The organism is Kitasatospora sp. NPDC023385, assembly GCF_055664045.1.
The window spans coordinates 156,343-172,598 of record NZ_JBVOOL010000008.1 but is presented as its reverse complement, the minus strand read 5'-3'; the positions used below and the strand labels follow the sequence as shown (position 1 = coordinate 172,598).

Annotated in this window: 13 protein-coding genes; 3 read left to right on the top strand and 10 right to left on the bottom strand. The window is 73.7% G+C overall.

Annotated features, from left to right (window positions below):
- Positions 1-248: 248 nt before the first annotated feature.
- Entirely contained in the window at positions 249-1,823 is a 1,575-nt protein-coding gene (locus AC0B61_RS15565) for an MFS transporter (protein WP_471741185.1), read from the bottom strand.
- A 156-nt stretch (positions 1,824-1,979) separates the two neighbouring features.
- Here AC0B61_RS15565 and AC0B61_RS15560 point away from each other — a divergent pair, with 156 nt between their 5' ends.
- Complete coding sequence (locus AC0B61_RS15560) at positions 1,980-2,705, top strand: TetR/AcrR family transcriptional regulator (RefSeq protein WP_471741184.1); 726 nt, start codon at positions 1,980-1,982, stop codon at positions 2,703-2,705.
- 213 nt (positions 2,706-2,918) lie between these two features.
- Entirely contained in the window at positions 2,919-4,286 is a 1,368-nt protein-coding gene (locus tag AC0B61_RS15555; protein ID WP_471741183.1) for an ABC1 kinase family protein, read from the top strand.
- Positions 4,287-4,421: 135 nt separating this feature from the next.
- Here AC0B61_RS15555 and AC0B61_RS15550 read toward each other — a convergent pair whose 3' ends face one another.
- From AC0B61_RS15550 to AC0B61_RS15535, 4 genes are all read right to left on the bottom strand, one after another.
- Positions 4,422-4,820, bottom strand: coding sequence for a hypothetical protein (locus tag AC0B61_RS15550; protein ID WP_471741182.1), 399 nt, complete (start codon positions 4,818-4,820; stop codon positions 4,422-4,424).
- Positions 4,817-5,185, bottom strand: coding sequence for a WhiB family transcriptional regulator (locus AC0B61_RS15545; RefSeq protein WP_420791139.1), 369 nt, complete (start codon positions 5,183-5,185; stop codon positions 4,817-4,819). The genes AC0B61_RS15550 and AC0B61_RS15545 overlap by 4 nt, the downstream gene beginning before the upstream one ends.
- Positions 5,186-5,351: 166 nt before the next feature.
- Positions 5,352-5,810 carry a hypothetical protein gene (locus AC0B61_RS15540; RefSeq protein WP_471741181.1) on the bottom strand — a complete coding sequence of 153 codons (459 nt, stop codon included), beginning with the start codon at positions 5,808-5,810 and terminating at the stop codon, positions 5,352-5,354.
- A 318-nt stretch (positions 5,811-6,128) separates the two neighbouring features.
- Entirely contained in the window at positions 6,129-8,396 is a 2,268-nt protein-coding gene (locus tag AC0B61_RS15535; RefSeq protein ID WP_471741180.1) for an ATP-dependent DNA helicase UvrD2, read from the bottom strand.
- 218 nt (positions 8,397-8,614) lie between these two features.
- Here AC0B61_RS15535 and AC0B61_RS15530 point away from each other — a divergent pair, with 218 nt between their 5' ends.
- Positions 8,615-8,872 carry a mycoredoxin gene (locus tag AC0B61_RS15530; RefSeq protein ID WP_030236313.1) on the top strand — a complete coding sequence of 86 codons (258 nt, stop codon included), beginning with the start codon at positions 8,615-8,617 and terminating at the stop codon, positions 8,870-8,872.
- A gap of 30 nt (positions 8,873-8,902) precedes the next feature.
- On the opposite strand, the gene AC0B61_RS15525 is transcribed toward AC0B61_RS15530, so the two are convergent.
- From AC0B61_RS15525 to AC0B61_RS15505, 5 genes are all read right to left on the bottom strand, one after another.
- Positions 8,903-9,742 (bottom strand): GntR family transcriptional regulator, encoded by an 840-nt coding sequence (locus AC0B61_RS15525; RefSeq protein WP_471741179.1) that lies wholly within the window; start codon positions 9,740-9,742, stop codon positions 8,903-8,905.
- 222 nt (positions 9,743-9,964) lie between these two features.
- The gene (nudC, locus tag AC0B61_RS15520; RefSeq protein WP_471741178.1) at positions 9,965-10,915 is read right to left on the bottom strand and encodes an NAD(+) diphosphatase; all 951 of its coding nucleotides are present in this window, start codon (positions 10,913-10,915) and stop codon (positions 9,965-9,967) included.
- A gap of 60 nt (positions 10,916-10,975) precedes the next feature.
- Positions 10,976-12,379 carry a dipeptidase gene (locus tag AC0B61_RS15515; protein ID WP_471741177.1) on the bottom strand — a complete coding sequence of 468 codons (1,404 nt, stop codon included), beginning with the start codon at positions 12,377-12,379 and terminating at the stop codon, positions 10,976-10,978.
- Positions 12,380-12,533: 154 nt separating this feature from the next.
- Positions 12,534-15,407, bottom strand: coding sequence for an FtsX-like permease family protein (locus tag AC0B61_RS15510; protein ID WP_471741176.1), 2,874 nt, complete (start codon positions 15,405-15,407; stop codon positions 12,534-12,536).
- On the bottom strand, positions 15,404-16,168 hold the full coding sequence (locus tag AC0B61_RS15505) for an ABC transporter ATP-binding protein (protein WP_471741175.1): 765 nt from the start codon (positions 16,166-16,168) through the stop codon (positions 15,404-15,406). The genes AC0B61_RS15510 and AC0B61_RS15505 overlap by 4 nt, the downstream gene beginning before the upstream one ends.
- Positions 16,169-16,256 lie beyond the last annotated feature (88 nt).

Genomic DNA, 16,256 nt, shown 5'->3' with positions numbered 1-16,256 from the left:
GGGAGGGGGGAGGGGGCCCCGAAGGGGCCGGAAACCAACCCGAAGCAACCCCACCCGGCGCGGAAAGTCGGCCCCGCCGACTCCCGCGCAACGCATCACCACAGGAGAAACGCCGAAGGCCGGCGCCCACCAGGGCGCCGGCCTTCTCGGCTTGTTCGTCGGCCGGATTCGTCCGGCCAGCCAACCGACCGACCGACCGGCCGACCCGCCGACCCGCCAACCCGCCGACCCGCCGACCGGCCCAGGGATCAGGCCGCGATCACCGGCTCCCCCGCGTCCACTCCCGCGGTCCCCCCGGCGTTCTCCGCCGCGTCCGCCCCGCCCTCCGGGCCGGCACCCTCCTCGGCCTTCCGGTCCCGCATCACCAGCGCGGCCAGCAGGGCCGCCGCCAGCACACCGATCGCGCTGACCGTGAAGGTCGTCGTCATCGCCCCGGTGAACGCCTCCCGAGCGGTCCGGACGAGCCCGGCGTCCCCGTCGGCGATCGCCAGCGCCCCGGCGATGGAGTGCTTCGCCTGCTCCGGCGTCCCGGCCGGCATCCCGCTCGCGAAGCCGCTCGACAGCAGCGAGCCCAGGATCGCGATGCCGAGCGCGGTGCCCGCCTGCTGGATGGTGTCGTTCAGCGCCGAGCCGACACCTGCCTGCTCCGGCGGGATCGTGCCCATCAGAGCGCCCACCGCGGCCGGCATCGCCAGGCCCGCCCCGAGGCCGAGCAGTCCGAGCGCGGTCGCCGGGACGGTGAAGCCGGTGTCGGCCGAGACGGTGGTCAGCAGGGCGAACGAGGAGGCCATGCCGATCATCCCCGCGAGGATCAGCAGCCGGTTGCCGATCTTCGCCGCGAGCTTGGCGCCGGCCCCGTTGCCGATCAGCGCGGCGACGGCCAGCGGCAGGAATGCCACGCCCGCCTTGACCGGCGAGTACCCGAGCACGAACTGCAGGTACTGGGTGAGCACCAGCAGCAGGCCGCCGTTGCCGATCTGCACGAGGGTCAGCGACAGCGAGCCGCCGCTGAAGTTGCGGGCCTTGAAGAGCACCAGCGGCACCATCGGCGCGGCGGTGACGTTCTCCCACACCACGAATCCGACGAGCCCGACCACCGCGACGGCCAGGGTGGTCACCGAGCGCCCGGAGAACGCGCCGTGCTGCGGGATCTCGATGATCCACCAGATCAGGGCGGTCATGCCGACGGCCGACAGCACCGCGCCGAGCGGGTCGGGCTTCTGCCACGGCCCCTTGGACTCCGGCATCAGCAGCAGGCCGGCCAGGATCGCCAGCGCCACCACCGGGACGTTGATGAAGAAGATCGAGTGCCACGAGAAGTGGTCGATCAGCACGCCGCCGAGCACCGGGCTGCCGACCAGGCCGAGCATCGCCACCGAACCCCAGGCGGCCATGGCCTTGTTGCGCTCCTCGCCGTCGAAGACGGTGATGAGGATCGACAGGGTCGAGGGCATGATGAGCGCTCCGCCGACGCCCATCGCGATCCGGGCCGCGATCACCTCGCCGGGGTCGGCGCAGAAGGTCGCCGCGAGCGATGCCGCCCCGAAGAGCAGCAACCCGATGATCATGACCTTCCGCCGGCCGAAGCGGTCCCCGAGGCTGCCGGAGGTCAGCAGCAGCCCGGCGAAGACCAGGACGTAGGAGTCGAGGATCCACTGGGTGTCCTGGGCGCTCGCGCCGAGGTCGGCGGTCATCGAGGGCACCGCGACGGTCAGGGCCATGCTGTCGACCACCAGGACGAGCGAGCTCAGGCAGAGCACGATCAGGATCCACCACCGGTGCGGGTTGCGTTCTCCGGCTCCGGCCACGTTGTCGGCTGACATCAGCCACCCCTCCCCATCTGCGCACGACGTTCCCGAGGTGCGCACTGCGTTCCTTCGTTGCGAACACTGTACGCACATCGGAACAGTGTGCGCAATCTCCGACTCCTGTACGCTCGACGCGAACGGTGTACGCAACGCGTAGGAGGAGGAGCCGCCATGGCCGCCCGAACGAACCCGATCCCGTCCGTGTGGGCCCGCCGACAGGCCGCGCCCGACCAGCCCGCCCTGAGCCGGGCCGCGATCGTCCGCGAGGCGATCGCCATGCTGGACGCCGACGGCATCGAGGCCCTGAGCATGCGCAAGCTCGCCACCCGCCTCAACGCGGGCGCCACCTCCCTCTACCGGCACGTGGCGACCAAGGACGAGCTGATGGAGCTCGCGGTGGACGAGGTCTTCGGCGAGATGGCCCTGCCGCCGGCCGACAGCCCCGACTGGCGCGCCGCCGCCACCGAGGCCGCCGAGGCGTTCCGGACGACGGCCCTGCGCCACCGCTGGTTGTCCTCCGTACTGGGCCAGGCCGGCCTCGCCTACCTCGGCCCCAACCTGGCGTCCTACGGTGAGCGGCTGACCGCCTTCTTCGCCGCCGTCGGCTTCCCCGAGCCGGTCCGGGCGATCGACACGCTCATCTCGTACGTCGTCGGGATGAGCACCACCGAGGCGGCCTGGCTCACCACGGTCGCCCGCGCCGGGGAGAGCGAGGCCGACTTCATCGCCCGCCTGATGCCCGCCGCCCAGCAGGCCAGCGCCGGGTACGCCCATCTCAACGACGCCTACGCGGCCGCCGCTGCCACGCTGCCGAACCCGGCCGAGGTCCGGAACGCCAAGTTCGCCTACGGCCTGGAGGTCGTCCTGGACGGCCTCGCCCTGCGCCTCCCCCGCTGACCGACCGCCTACCGCTGACCGCTGTCCGCCGCCCGACGCCCGACGGATCGAGCCGTCGGCCCCACCGGACCAAGCCGCCCAACTCCCCGCAAAGGGACGGCACTCCCCGCCCCACCCCGCGGAATTCCGGCGGGCCCGGGGCGGGGAGCGGGCACAATGGCGTAGTGATGGTCGGCCGTCCGGTGTCGGGGGGCCAGGGAAATGGAGGCCCGGGTGAGCGATCTTCCGCGCAAGGCAGTGACCCGCACGGCACGGCTCGCCGCGCTGCCGCTGGGGATAGCCGGCCGCGCCACGCTCGGCCTGGGCAGGCGGATCGGCGGCCGGTCCGCCGAGGTGGTGACCGCCGAGCTCCAACAGGCCACCGCCGACCAGCTCTTCAAGGTCCTCGGCGAACTCAAGGGCGGGGCGATGAAGTTCGGGCAGGTGCTGTCCGTCTTCGAGGCCGCGCTGCCCGAGGAGGTCGCCGGCCCGTACCGGGCGGCGCTCACCAAGTTGCAGGACGCCGCTCCCCCGATGCCCGCCGCCAAGGTGCACACCGCGCTCGCCCAGCGGCTCGGTGAGGGTTGGCGCGAGCTGTTCCGGGAGTTCGACGACCGCCCCGCGGCGGCGGCCTCGATCGGCCAGGTGCACCAGGCGGTCTGGCACGACGGCCGCCGGGTCGCGGTCAAGGTGCAGTACCCGGGCGCGGGCGACGCCCTGCTCGCGGACCTGTCCCAGCTGAGCCGGGTGGCCTGGCTGCTCGGCCCGCTGATCCCCGGCCTGGACATCAAGCCGCTGATCGCCGAGCTGCGCGAGCGCGTCTCGGAGGAGCTGGACTACGAACTGGAGGCGCAGGCCCAGCGCCGGCACGCCGAGGAGTTCGCGGGCGACCCGGACATCGCGGTGCCGGGCGTGGTGGCGCAGGCCGACCAGGTGCTGGTCACCGAGTGGATGGACGGCACCCCGCTGGCCGAGGTGATCGCGCGCGGCACCCAGGAGGAGCGCGACCGCGCCGGGCAGCTGCTGGCCCGGTTCCTGTTCGCCGGCCCGTCCCGGACCGGTCTGCTGCACGCGGACCCGCACCCGGGCAACTTCCGGCTGCTGAAGGACGACGGCCCGGTGTCCGGCTGGCGGCTGGGCGTGCTGGACTTCGGCACGGTGGACCGGCTGCCGGGCGGGCTGCCCGCGCCGATCGGGGCGTCCCTGCGGATGGCGCTGGACGGGGACGCGGCGGGCGTGCTGCAGATGCTGCGCGAGGAGGGCTTCGTGAAGCCCGCGATCCGGCTGGACCCGGACGCGGTGCTGGACTACCTGCTGCCGATCATCGAGCCGGCGGCGGTGGACAGCTTCCACTTCACCCGGGCCTGGATGCGCGCCCAGGCGGCCCGGATCGCCGATCCGCGCTCCCCCGCCTACAACCTGGGCAAGCAGCTGAACCTGCCGCCCGCGTACCTGCTGATCCACCGGGTGACGCTGAGCACCATCGGCGTGCTCTGCCAGCTGGGCGCGAAGGCGCCGTTCCGCGCGGAGATGCTGCAGTGGCTGCCGGAGTTCGCCGAGCAGCCGACCAGCCGACCTGACCGGAGCGACCAGCCGACCTGACCGGCGCGGCCGGCCGCGCCGGCCCCCACCGCACCGCACCCGCACCGACGGCCGCAGGCCGCTCCCCACCAACGGGGAGCGGCCTGCGGCACGACGGGGGTCAAGCGGAAGGGGCGCGGACGCGCTACATCAGCGCTACATCAGCGCCACGGCGAGCGCCTTGCGGGCCCGCATCGAAGCCCGCTCGGCCCGCTGCCTGAGCTTGCGGGCCCGGACGACCCGGCTGACGAGGCGTTGGTTCTCGGCCTCGTGGAGCCTGTCTTGCATATGGGCCCGGGCCAGGGATTCGTGGAGGAGTTGCATTTCGAGGATCCTGTTCTGGGTCTGACGTTCGGTGGCCTGCTCGGCGCGGGCGGTGGGATCGGTGGCGGCGGGGGTCATGTCGTGGTCCTGCTCGTGGTGCGTGCTCGGAAATGGGGTACGGGCTGCGGCGTCGGCCTTGGCGGCGGCGATCCGCACGGATCGGCGGAGGGCGTTGTCCAGCGGGGTGTGCGTTCCCCTGCGGACGGCCCCGGCCTCGACGGCGGGGTTCACGCCATGACCTCGGTCTTGCGCGGGCGGCCACGCGGCCGCTTGCGGGCCACGACGACGCCCTGGACGAACAGCTCGCCGCCCCAGACGCCCCACGGCTCGCGCCGCTCCAGCGCGCCGGTGAGACAGGCGTCCTTGACCGGGCAGGTGCCGCAGAGGGACTTCGCGTACTCGACGTCGGCGGGCGTCTCGGCGAAGAAGACCTCGGGGTCGAAGGCGCGGCAGGGGATGGGGAGCCCGAGCGCTTCGGCCTGCTCGATGGAGCTGATCTGCATGGAAGGAACCTCCGGGGGGTCGGCCTGGTCGGCCTTGGTGATCTGGCTTGTCGGCGGTACGGACGGGGTGGGCGGTGTGATGACCGTGGACACTGTGGCGTCTTCCTCGTCTTCTCAGTGGTTCCGGCCCAGGTGACTGGTGGTGCTGGGCCGGAGGCCCCGGAGGGCCTGGGTGGTCTTGCGTACCGGACAAAACAGAAGGGCCGCGGATCCCGGTGTACGGGTTCCGCGGCCCTGGAGGTGCCGACCTGAGGCTGGCTCAGGTTCGTTCTCTCCAGGGTTCAGGCCCGCGGAAGGCCCGCATCCGGATGGCCTCGGCGCCGGTGAAGGCGGCCATGGCCTGGTTGATCAGCTGCTCGTTCTGCTTCTGGGGGTTTCCGGCACCGACGACCTGCGCATAGCCGCCATGCGTGGCGGCGGCTACTGCTGCCTTCGGTGCCTGAGTCGGTCGCTCGTCGCGCAGGGAGCGCGGCGTGCCGAACGACGCCCAGCCACGGGACAGACCGGTCTCGACGGAGATGCCTTCGACGCTCCTGTTGCCCGTGAGGCAGAGATCAGTGTGTCCAGGACCACTGACAGTGGGGGCGACGGAGACACCGGTGGTGTCGAGACCCAGACCGGTTCCACCGAGCTCGGCGAGCGCCCGCAGGCGGGCGGCACGCAGGGAGGCAGCGACAACGGTCCGGCCAGTCATTTTGGTGATCATGATGTTTCCCACTGTGCTCGCCTCCTCTCGGCGTCTCGCGGAGCCGGGTTTCCCCAGCGCCGAATGTTCGGATGTCTGTCTCGGTGAAGCAGTGAAGCAGTGAAGCTGTGTATCGGTGAAGCTGTGGGTGCAGGAGGCCGCTCGGCACAGGTGTGACCCCGTGCGACCGCGTCTCCTTGACCGCCCCGGCAGGCTATTGCGCTCCCGGTACGCCGCGCAAACTATTTTTCACGGCGAGTTCCGCGGCGAGTCCCGCGGCGTGTTCCGCGGCGGTCGTGCGGCCGGCGTCGAAGTCCCCCGAGCAGTCCCCTGGACCGCGCCCGTGCCGGCTCACGCCGGATCGACCGGACCGTCGTCCTCGACGCCGTCCGGATCCTCCTCGGGCTCCTCCCCCGCACACAACGAGAGCACGGCGGCCCCGTACTTGTCCAGCTTCATCGCGCCGACCCCGGAGATCACGGCCAGGTCCTGGCGGCTGGCCGGGACGTCCTCGGCGATCGCCATGAGCGTGGCGTCGGTGAACACCACGTAGGCCGGGGCGCCCTGCTTCTTCGCCTGCCGGGCCCGCCACTCGCGCAGCCGCTCGTAGAGCGCCTCGTCCATGGTGGAGGGGCAGTCCTCGCAGCGGCGCAGCTTGCGTTCGACGGCCTCGGTGAGCGCCTTGTCGCAGACCCGGCACTTGACCGGTCCGCGGGCCCGTCGGGCGGCGGAGCGCTCGCCGGCCTCGACGCCCCCGCGCCCGCCGCGCGCGCCGGTCCGTGCGCCGGGTGCGCTGGAGCCGGGGCGCAGCCCGTCCATGAAGCGGCTGGGCTTGCGGGAGGCGCGGCCGCCCGGGGAGCGGGAGAGCGCCCAGGAGAGGCTGAGGTGCTTGCGGGCGCGGGTGACGCCGACGTAGAGGAGGCGGCGTTCCTCCTCTACCTGCTCGTCGGTCTTGGCGTAGATGATCGGCAGGGTGCCCTCGGTGAGGCCGACGAGGAAGACGGCGTCCCATTCGAGGCCCTTGGCGGCGTGCAGGGAGGCGAGGGTGACGCCTTCGACGGCGGGGGCGTGCTGGGCGGCGGCGCGGGCGTCGAGTTCGACGACGTAGGCGGCGAGGTCGGCGTCCTGGCCGGCGGCGGTGCGGGTGCGCTCGAACTCCTCGGCGAGGCGGACGAGGGCGGCGAGGGACTCCCAGCGGTCGCGGACGGCGCCGGAGCCGGTGGGGGGTTCGGCGGTGAAGCCGCGGGTGGCGAGGACGGCGCGGACCTGGCCGGCGAGGTCGGGGGCGCCGTCGGTGAGGGGGTCGGAGGCGGCGCGGGCGGCGCCGCGCAGCAGGACGCCGGCGTCCCGGACCTCGGGGCGTTCGAAGAACCGTTCGGCGCCCTTGAGCTGGTAGGGGACGCCGAGGTCGGCGAGGGCCTGTTCGTAGACCTCGGACTGGCCGTTGGTGCGGAAGAGGACGGCGATCTCGCTGGCGCGCACGCCGGCGGTGAGCAGGTCCTTGATCCGGCGGGCGGTGGTCTCGGCCTCGGTGGGTTCGTCCTCGTACTCCGTGTAGACGGGTTCGGGGCCGGGGTCGCGCTGGGAGACGAGTTCGAGCCGGTGGCGAGCGGCTTCGCCGCGGGCCTGGGCGAGGAGTCCGTTGGCGAGGTGGACGACCTGGGGGGTGGAGCGGTAGTCGCGGACGAGCTTGACGACGGTGGCCTCGGGGTGGCGGGCGCGGAAGTTCAGCAGGTAGTCGGGGGTGGCGCCGGTGAAGGAGTAGATGGTCTGGCTGGCGTCGCCGACGACGCAGAGGCTGGCGCCGCCGTCGGGGCCGGTCCACTGGTCGAGCAGGCGCTGCTGGAGCGGGGAGACGTCCTGGTACTCGTCGACGGTGAAGTGCCGGTACTGGGAGCGGACCTGGTCGGCGATGTCCGGCCGGTCCTCCAGGATGGCGGCGGTGAGCAGCAGGACGTCCTCGAAGTCGATGCTGCCGCGGCGGCTCTTGGTCTCCTCGTACACGCGGTAGACCTGGGCGGTCTCGGCCGGGTCGCGGGGGGCGTCGCGGCCGGACTTGACGACGGCGGCGGGGTAGTCGTCGGGGCCGGTCTGGGTGACCTTGGCCCATTCGATCTCGGCGGTGAGGTCGCGCAGTTCGGTTCGCTGGACGCGCAGGCCGCAGCGGCCGGCGGCCTCGGCGACGAGCTGGACCTTGCGTTCGAGGAGCTGGGGCACGGGGCCGCCGACGGCGCGGGGCCAGAAGTATTGGAGCTGGCGCAGGGCGGCGGCGTGGAAGGTACGGGCCTGGACGCCGTCGGCGCCGAGCTGGCGCAGGCGGCCGCGCATCTCGCCGGCGGCGCGGGCGGTGAAGGTGACGGCGAGGACCTGCTGGGGGTGGTAGACGCCGCTGCGCACGCCGTAGGCGATGCGGTGGGTGATGGCGCGGGTCTTGCCGGTGCCGGCGCCGGCGAGGACGCAGACGGGGCCGTGCAGGGCGGTGGCGACGGCGCGCTGTTCGGGGTCGAGCCCGGCGAGCACGGCGTCGGGGCCCGTGGCGGCGCCGGGGTCGGCCCAGGGGGAGCCGTGGGTGCCGTCGTCGGGGCTGCCGCTCAAGAGGTCTTCCTGCATGCGTTCCATCTTCTCAGCCCGGTGGGACAGCCGGGGCGGGGTTGTCCACAGGCCCGGTGTGATCGCAGGATGATCGCTCCGAGCGACGGTCGACGGCCGACGGCCGACGGTCGACGGCCGAGCCGACGGTTGACGGTCGACGGTCGACGGAGTGCCGGAATGCCCGCCGCCCGGTGGACGTTCCGTCCTGAGACCGTACGCACCCCTCTTTCGAAGGAGCCCCCTCGATGTCCGGCACCGTGACGATGTACAGCACGACCTGGTGTGGGTACTGCAACCGCCTGAAGAGCCAGCTGGACCGTGAAGGCATCGGCTACACCGAGATCAACATCGAGGAGGACCCGGCGTCGGCGTCCTTCGTCGAGTCCGTGAACAACGGCAACCAGACGGTGCCGACGGTGCTGGTGACGCCGGTGGGCGGCGGCGAGCGGGTCGTGATGACCAACCCGAGCCTGCTGCAGGTCAAGAAGGCCCTGGCGGCCTGATCCGGCCGGGCCGCCCGGGGCCGGCGCGCGTCACGGCGCGTCGGCCCGGGCGGGGTCGACGGGTGCGGCGGGCGCGGGCAGGGTGGTGCGCGCGCCGAGGTCGCCGACGCCGTAGACGAGCCGGCTGCGGTCGGCGGAGTAGCGGGTCTCGATGACCCGGACCGGCCCGCGCCGGTCGTAGGTGACGCGGGTCTGCACCACGAGCGGCACGCCGGGGCCGCCCTGGAACCACTGGGCCTCCTCGGGGCCGGGCATCCGGGCGACGAGGTGGTCGACGGCGCCGATCTCGGTGCGGCCGAGGGTGGCGAGCACGGCCTCGTCGCCGCCCTCGACGGGGTCGGGTTCCATCAGGGGGGTGCCGGCGGCGAGGCCGGCCCGGTAGTGGCTCTCCTCGATGGAGTACGGCTCCCGGTCGAGCAGCCGCAGCTGGCGGCGGACCACGATGGCCTCGCCGGGGCGCAGTCCGAGCCGTTCGGCGATGTCCACCCGGGCCCGGACGATCATCATCTCGAAGTCGGTGCCGAGTTCGCGTCCGGCGTCGGCGGCTTCGCGGAGGTAGACGTCGGAGGGCGCGGCGAGGCAGTCGCGCGGGGCGGGGGCCGGGCCGGGTCCGTAGGCGCGGTGGTCCAGGACGGGGTGCTCGCGAAGGTAGGTGCCCTTGCCCTGGAGGCGGACCAGGCGGCCTTCGTTGACCAGGACGTCGACGGCGAGGCGGACGGTGTTGCGGGCGACGCCGTACTGGCGTTCCAGTTCGCTCTCGACCGGCAGGGCGGCGTCGGCGGTGAATTCGCCCTCGGCGATCCGACGGCGCAGGTCGGCGGCGAGGCGCTGGTATTTGGGGGATTGGGCGGTGCCCCGGGGGATTGTCACCCGAGTGAATCTAGCGAGCGCGGTGACCCGGTTTCAGCCGTTTCCGGCAATGTCGTCCGTGTGGGTTGACGGCGGGGCGTCGAGAGTGCCTTCCGGTAGCAGAACTGGCCCGTCCGGCCACGAACAGATGGGTCGTGGCGAATCGGGGAAGGGTTTGCGGAGAAAAACGGGGGCGCATGGCATAAGCCGCACGCCCCCTTTTCCGGGAAGCCCCGGACCGCATTACCAGCGCACCGCCGAGGGCAGCGGCTCGCCGTACCAGAGCTCGACCAGGTGCCGCGCGATCGAGATGCCGGACGGCGGCAGGATCTCGCCCGCCTCCATCCCGGCCCGCAGCTCCTCGCGGGAGAACCAGCGCGCCTCGGCCAGCTCCTCGCCGTCCACCGTGATCTCGGTGCCCCCGGGCAGCGCCTTGCCCTCGAAGCCGAGCATCAGGCTGGACGGGAACGGCCACGGCTGGCTCGCGACATAGCGCACCTCGCCGACCCGCACGCCCGCCTCCTCGTGCACCTCGCGGGCCACCGCCTGCTCGATGGACTCCCCCGGCTCGACGAACCCGGCCAGCGTCGACCAGCGGCCCTCCGGCCACAGCGCCTGGCGGCCGAGCAGGCAGCGGTCCTGCTCGTCGGTGATCACCATGATCACCGCCGGGTCGGTGCGCGGGTAGTGCTCGGCCGCACAGGAGGTGCAGCGCCGCACGTGGCCGGCCCCGGCCTTCTCGGTCGGGTGGCCGCAGCGCGAGCAGAAGCTGTGCAGCCGGTGCCAGTGCTCCAGCGCGACGGCGTGCACCAGCAGCCCGGCGTCCCGGTCGGACAGCATCGCGCCGACCTCGCGCAGCCCGGCCGGCCGGGCGTCGCCGTCCAGTCGCCCGGGCAGGCTCTCGCCGGCCAGCGCGAAGTACGAGACGCCGTCCTCGTCGGTGCCGAGGAAGTAGCGGTCGCCGTTCTGCGGCGCCTCGAAGGAGGGCAGCAGCACGAGTTCGGTGCCCTGCGCGGTGTCGACCACGAACGCCTCGCCGCCGGCGATCGGCAGCACCCGGGTCGCCGGGTGGCTCCAGGCCGCCGCCAGCCAGGGCTCGTCGAAGCGGTGCTCGGCCGCCCGTTCCACCCCGGCCCGGGCCAGTGCCAGGTGCAGCGGGCGCTCGGTCTCAGGCACGGTGCTCACAGGTTCCATCCCCACGTGGTGAATCATCCGGATGAGTGATCTGACTGGCCATGGTGTCCACGGGGCGGGTCACGCGCCGGGCCGGAAGTTCTCGGCCAGGTCGCCCCACAGGTACGCGGCGGTCTCCACGCCCTTGGCCAGCAGGTCCAGCTCGACCTTCTCGTTGACCGAGTGCCAGCCGTCCGAGGGCACCGAGATGCCGAGGAACAGCACCGGCGCGCCCAGCACGTCCTGGAGGTCGGCGGCGGGCCCGGAGCCGCCCTCGCGGGTGAACAGGACCTTCTGCCCGAAGGCCCGGCCCATCGCGCGGACGGTGGACTGCAGCGCCGGGTGGTCCAGCGGGGTCAGGCAGGGCCGGGTCGCGCCCGGGAAGGCCAGCTCGTAGCGGACTCCCTCGGGCACCCGCTCGGCCACCCAGGCCCGTACGGCCTCGCGGACCTTCTCCACCTCCTGCCCGGCGACCAGCCGGAAGGACAGCTTGAGGTGCGCCGAGGCGGGCACGATGGTCTTGCCGCCGGGGCCGGTGTAGCCGCCCCAGATGCCGTTGACCTCGGCCGTCGGGCGGGCCCAGATCCGCTCCAGGGTGGTGTACCCGGCCTCGCCCCGGGTGCCGTACGACTTGGCGACCCGCAGCCACTGCTCCTCGTCGAAGGGCAGCTCGGCGAACAGCTCGCGCTCGCGGTCGGTCAGCTCGACCACGCCGTCGTAGAAGCCCGGCACCGCGACCCTGCGGTCGGCGTCGTGCAGGGCGGCGGCCAGCTCGGCCGCGACCTGCGCCGGGTTGGGGACGGCGCCGCCGAAGGAGCCGGAGTGGATGTCGGTGTCCGGCCCGTACAGGTCGATCTGGGCGTCGGCGAGGCCGCGCATGCCGGTGCAGACGGTCGGCGTGTCGGCGGACCACATGCCGGTGTCCGAGATGACGACGACGTCGGCGGCCAGCCGGTCGGCCTCGCGGCGGACCAGGTCGGCGAAGTGCGGCGAGCCGGACTCCTCCTCGCCCTCGATCAGCAGCTTGAGGTTGACGGCCGGCGCGGTGCGGCCGGTGGCGTCCAGGTGGGCGCGCACCCCCAGGGTGTGGAAGAAGACCTGCCCCTTGTCGTCGGCGGCGCCGCGCGCGTACAGCCGGCCGTCGACCACGGTCGGGGTGAACGGCTCGGTGTCCCAGCCGTCCTCCTGGGCGGCGGGCTGCACGTCGTGGTGCCCGTAGACCAGGACGGTCGGCGCGGACGGATCCCCCGAGGGCCATTCGGCGAACACCGCCGGCAGGCCGTCCGTCTCCCACACCTCGGCGACCGGGAAGCCCGTCTCGCGCAGCTTGCCCGTCAGCCACTCGGCGGAGCGCCGCACCTCGCCGGCGCGGGCCGGGTCGGCGGAGACCGAGGGGATGGCCAGCCATTCGGCGAGGTCGGCGAGGAAGGCGGCCTGGTGCCGGTCGATGTAGGAGCGGACGGCGCTGTCCGGGGTTCTCGTCATACCGACGACTGTAGTTCGCCCGTACGGGTGCCCGCCCCGGACGTCCGGCTGCCGGGCGCTCACGGGGCTGTAACCTCCGTCACCCCCGCCGCGGTACGGCTGCGGCGGGGGTGGGGAGCGGTCGGACGGGCCTCAGCCCGGGCGGCGCGGGCAATCAGCCCGAGCGGCGCAGCATCGTGATCCGCGAGCGGGTCAGTACCGCCGCGAGGGCGGCCGCGAGCAGCGGGAGCACCACGACGGTGGCGGCGATGGTCGGCCACGGGAAGACCACGGACGCCCGGTGGGCGAGCTCGTCGGGGCTCATGCCGGGGTAGTAGCTCGCCGCGCCCTCGACCTTGCGCAGGGCCGCGCCCGGCACGATGCCGCAGACCACGCCGAGCAGGGCGCCCATGGCGGCGATCACGCCGCACTGGAAGCCGGACAGCGAGCGCCGGATGCGGGGCTCGGCGCCGACCGCCGCCAGGGTGGTGAGGTCGCGCTGGGAGTCCGCGGCGGCGAGTCCGGTGGCGATGCCGGCCGCGCCGAGGGCGACCAGCCCGGCGAAGACGGTCAGGCCGAGGGTGATGAGGTCGGCGTGGGACTGGTAGCCGCGCTCGACGGTGAGCAGGTCGCGGTCGGTGATCCTGGCCAGCGCGCCGTCGGCCTTCTGCTGGGCGCTGTCGGAGGGCGCGGAGCCGGGCAGCCAGACCGAGCCGGCTTCCGAGGTGGTGAACCCGAGCTTCGCGGCGGTGTCCGGGCTGAGCACGGCCTGCGCGGGGGAGGGCAGCGAGGCGTCGGCGAGGACGGCGTCGACGGCGACCTCGTGGCGGACCTGCTTGCGGGAGGCGTTGCCGCTCGCGTTGTAGTCCACCGGGTCGCTGTACTGCAGGGCGACCTTGCCGTCCCGGAGGTACCGGGCGTCGAAGATCACCGCCTTCCCGGCGGCGAGGGCCTGGCCGGCGGCCGGGTCGGTGACGCCGTAGAGGTTGCGCAGCAGGGTGGCGTCGCCGACGGTGAGCGGGCCGTACGGGCTTCCGCGGCGGGTGTCCGCCTGGCAGCGCTTGTCGGTCTCCAGGATCCGCTCGGCCTCGCCGGGCCCGAACTCGCGGTCCTCGTCGAGGACCGGGCAGCGCATCTCCTTGGGCAGGTCCACGCTGATGTAGCCGCAGGGCCCGCCGTCGGAGCAGTTGCCCTTGTAGTGCACGTTGCGGACGTCGGCGCGCGGGCCGAGGTCGGGGATGCCGCGTTCGACGGCCTCGCGCATCTGGGGCAGCAGCTTGCCGTCGGTCCCGCTCAGCCAGCCGCTGCCGAGCAGGACGGCGCCGGACGGGCCGTGGGCGACGTACTCGCTCCGGTACTGGTCCTCGAAGCTGGCGGTGTACACGCTGACGGCGACGGAGCCGGCGACGGCGGCCATGACGGCGGCGACGGCGGGCGCGGTGCGGCCCCGGTGGCGCACCGAGTCGCGCAGGGCGAGCCGGGGGCCGAGCGAGAGCCAGCGGCCGAGCCGGCCGAAGAGGCCGACCAGGTAGGGCGTGAGCGCGACCATGCCGAGTTCGGCGACGGCCGAGCCGCCGAGGACGGCCAGGCTGCGGTTGCCGATGCCGCTGGTGGCGCCCACCAGGGCCAGGGCGGCGCCGCCGCCGAGCATCAGCAGGCCGAGCACGGCGAGCTTGCGGCTCGGCGGCTTGAGCGAGTCGCGGCCGGTGAGCGCGGAGACGACGTCCTGCCGGGAGGCCTGGACGGCGGGGACGACGGCGGCGAGCAGGCCGGTGACCAGGCCGACCAGGAGCACGCCGAGCAGGTCGAGCGGCTGGAGGGCGAAGTGCCCGAAGCGCCGGCCGGAGTACTGCTCCGCCTGGGTGCGCAGCAGGGCGACCAGGCCGACGCCGAGGGCGAGGCCGGTCGCGGCGCCGACGACGCCGAGGACGATGCCGCCGCCGAGGACGACGGCGCGGACGTTGGCGCGGTCACCGCCGGCCGCGGCGAGCAGGCCGAGCTGCCGCCGGGAGCGCCGGGCCCCGACGGCGAAGGCGGGGCCCGCGAGGAGGACGATCTCCAGCAGGGCCATGCCGACGACGGTGGCGAGGATGACGACGGAGGTCCGGTTGAAGTACGACGCCTCGCCGAAGCCGTGCCGGTCCTGGTCGGTGAAGTACGGGACGTCGGCGCGGGCCGGGGGGTCGGTCAGGACCGCGCGCGAGGTGACGTGGAAGCCGTACTCGTTGAGTTCGGTGACCTTGTGCCAGTCGAGGCCGGCGCCGTCCGGGAGCTTGACCAGCCAGGTGGTGGGCTCGCCGGTGCCGGAGCCGGGGCCGCGGGCGGCGCCGGGGGTCTTGGCGATCCGGTCGATCAGGGCGCCGGGCTGGGCGAAGAGCTCGGTGGCGTTGAGCTCGCCGGGGTACTCGTAGACGCCGGTGATGGTGAACGGGGTGGCTTCCAGGCCGCGGACGGCGGTCCGGTCGCCGACCTTGAGGCCGGAGCGCTTGAGGAAGTCGGGGGTGACGGCGGTCTCGTGGTCGTTCGCGGGTGCCCGGCCCGTGACCAGGTCGACGCGGCCGTTCCAGACCGGGTCGCCCAGGTCGGCCTCGGTGACCCGGGTGGCGAGCAGGCCGTCGGTGCTGCTCGCCGCGGTGTACGGGCCCTGGCGTTCGGGCACGAGGGTGGCGCCGGCCGGCAGCAGCTGCCGGGCCAGTTCGGCGGGGTCGGTGCCGAGGGAGCGCTGCTGCGTGGCGGTGTACTGGGGCTCGGCGCCGCCGTTCTTCGCCGCGTCCTTGGGGCTCTTGACGGTGAAGCCCTGGTCCGGGTCCGGCGCCTGCACGACGGTGGCGCCGGGCTCGACCATCTCCAGCTCGGCGGCGGCCCGGCCCATGACGCGGACGGCGCGTTCGGCGGGCGAGAGGGCGGCGCTGCGGAAGACCACGTCGGCGCCGGTGACGCCGAGGACGGGCAGCGCGACCATCGCGATGACGAGGGCGCTGCGGCCCTTGGCGCGCAGGGCGTCGCGGCGGGCGATGCGCAGGGCGACCCGCCAGGTGCTGAGCTTCACTCGTCCACCTTCGCGCTGTTGGTGGCGGCGCTGACGAGCAGGCTGGCGGCGTCCTGGCTGACGGACTCGTCGACCATGCGGCCGTCGCGCAGGAAGACGACGCGGTCGGCCCAGGCGGCGTGCCGGGCCTCGTGGGTGACCATCATGGCGGCGGCGCCGGCGTCGCAGCGGGCGCGCAGGACGGCGAGGACGGCTTCGCCGGTGGTGGAGTCGAGGGCGCCGGTGGGTTCGTCGGCGAGGACGAGGCGGCGGTCGCCGATCAGGGCGCGGGCGATGGCGACGCGCTGCTGCTGGCCGCCGGACATGTCGTCGGGGAAGCGGTCGGCGAGCTCCGGGATGCCGAGTTCCTCCAGGGCGGCGAGGGCCTCGCGGCGGGCGGCGCGGGTGGACAGGCCGTCGAGTTCGCGCGGCAGTGAGATGTTCTCGGCGGCGGTGAGCGCCGGGATCAGGTTGTAGTCCTGGAAGACGTAGCCGACGGAGCGGCGGCGGACCTGGGCGAGCTTCTTGCGGTTGAGGTCGCCGAGGGCGACGCCCTCGACCAGGACCCGGCCGGTGCTCGGGCTGTCGAGGCCGCCGGCCAGGGTGAGCAGGGTCGACTTGCCGGAGCCGGAGGGCCCCATGACGGCGACGAACTCGCCGGGGTGGACCTTGAGGTCGACGCCGCGCAGGGCCTGGACCTCGGCTGCGCCGTGGCCGTGGACCCGGGTGACGTTCTCCAGGTGCAGCACCGGCGTGTGCCGGGCTTCTTCGGTGTGGGACACGATTCCCCCCTCGTACTGGGTGTCGGCTCGGGGTCGGGGTCCGAGCCGGTGGTTCGGTGCCGAGCGCTCAGGCGCCTCGGCGTTCAGG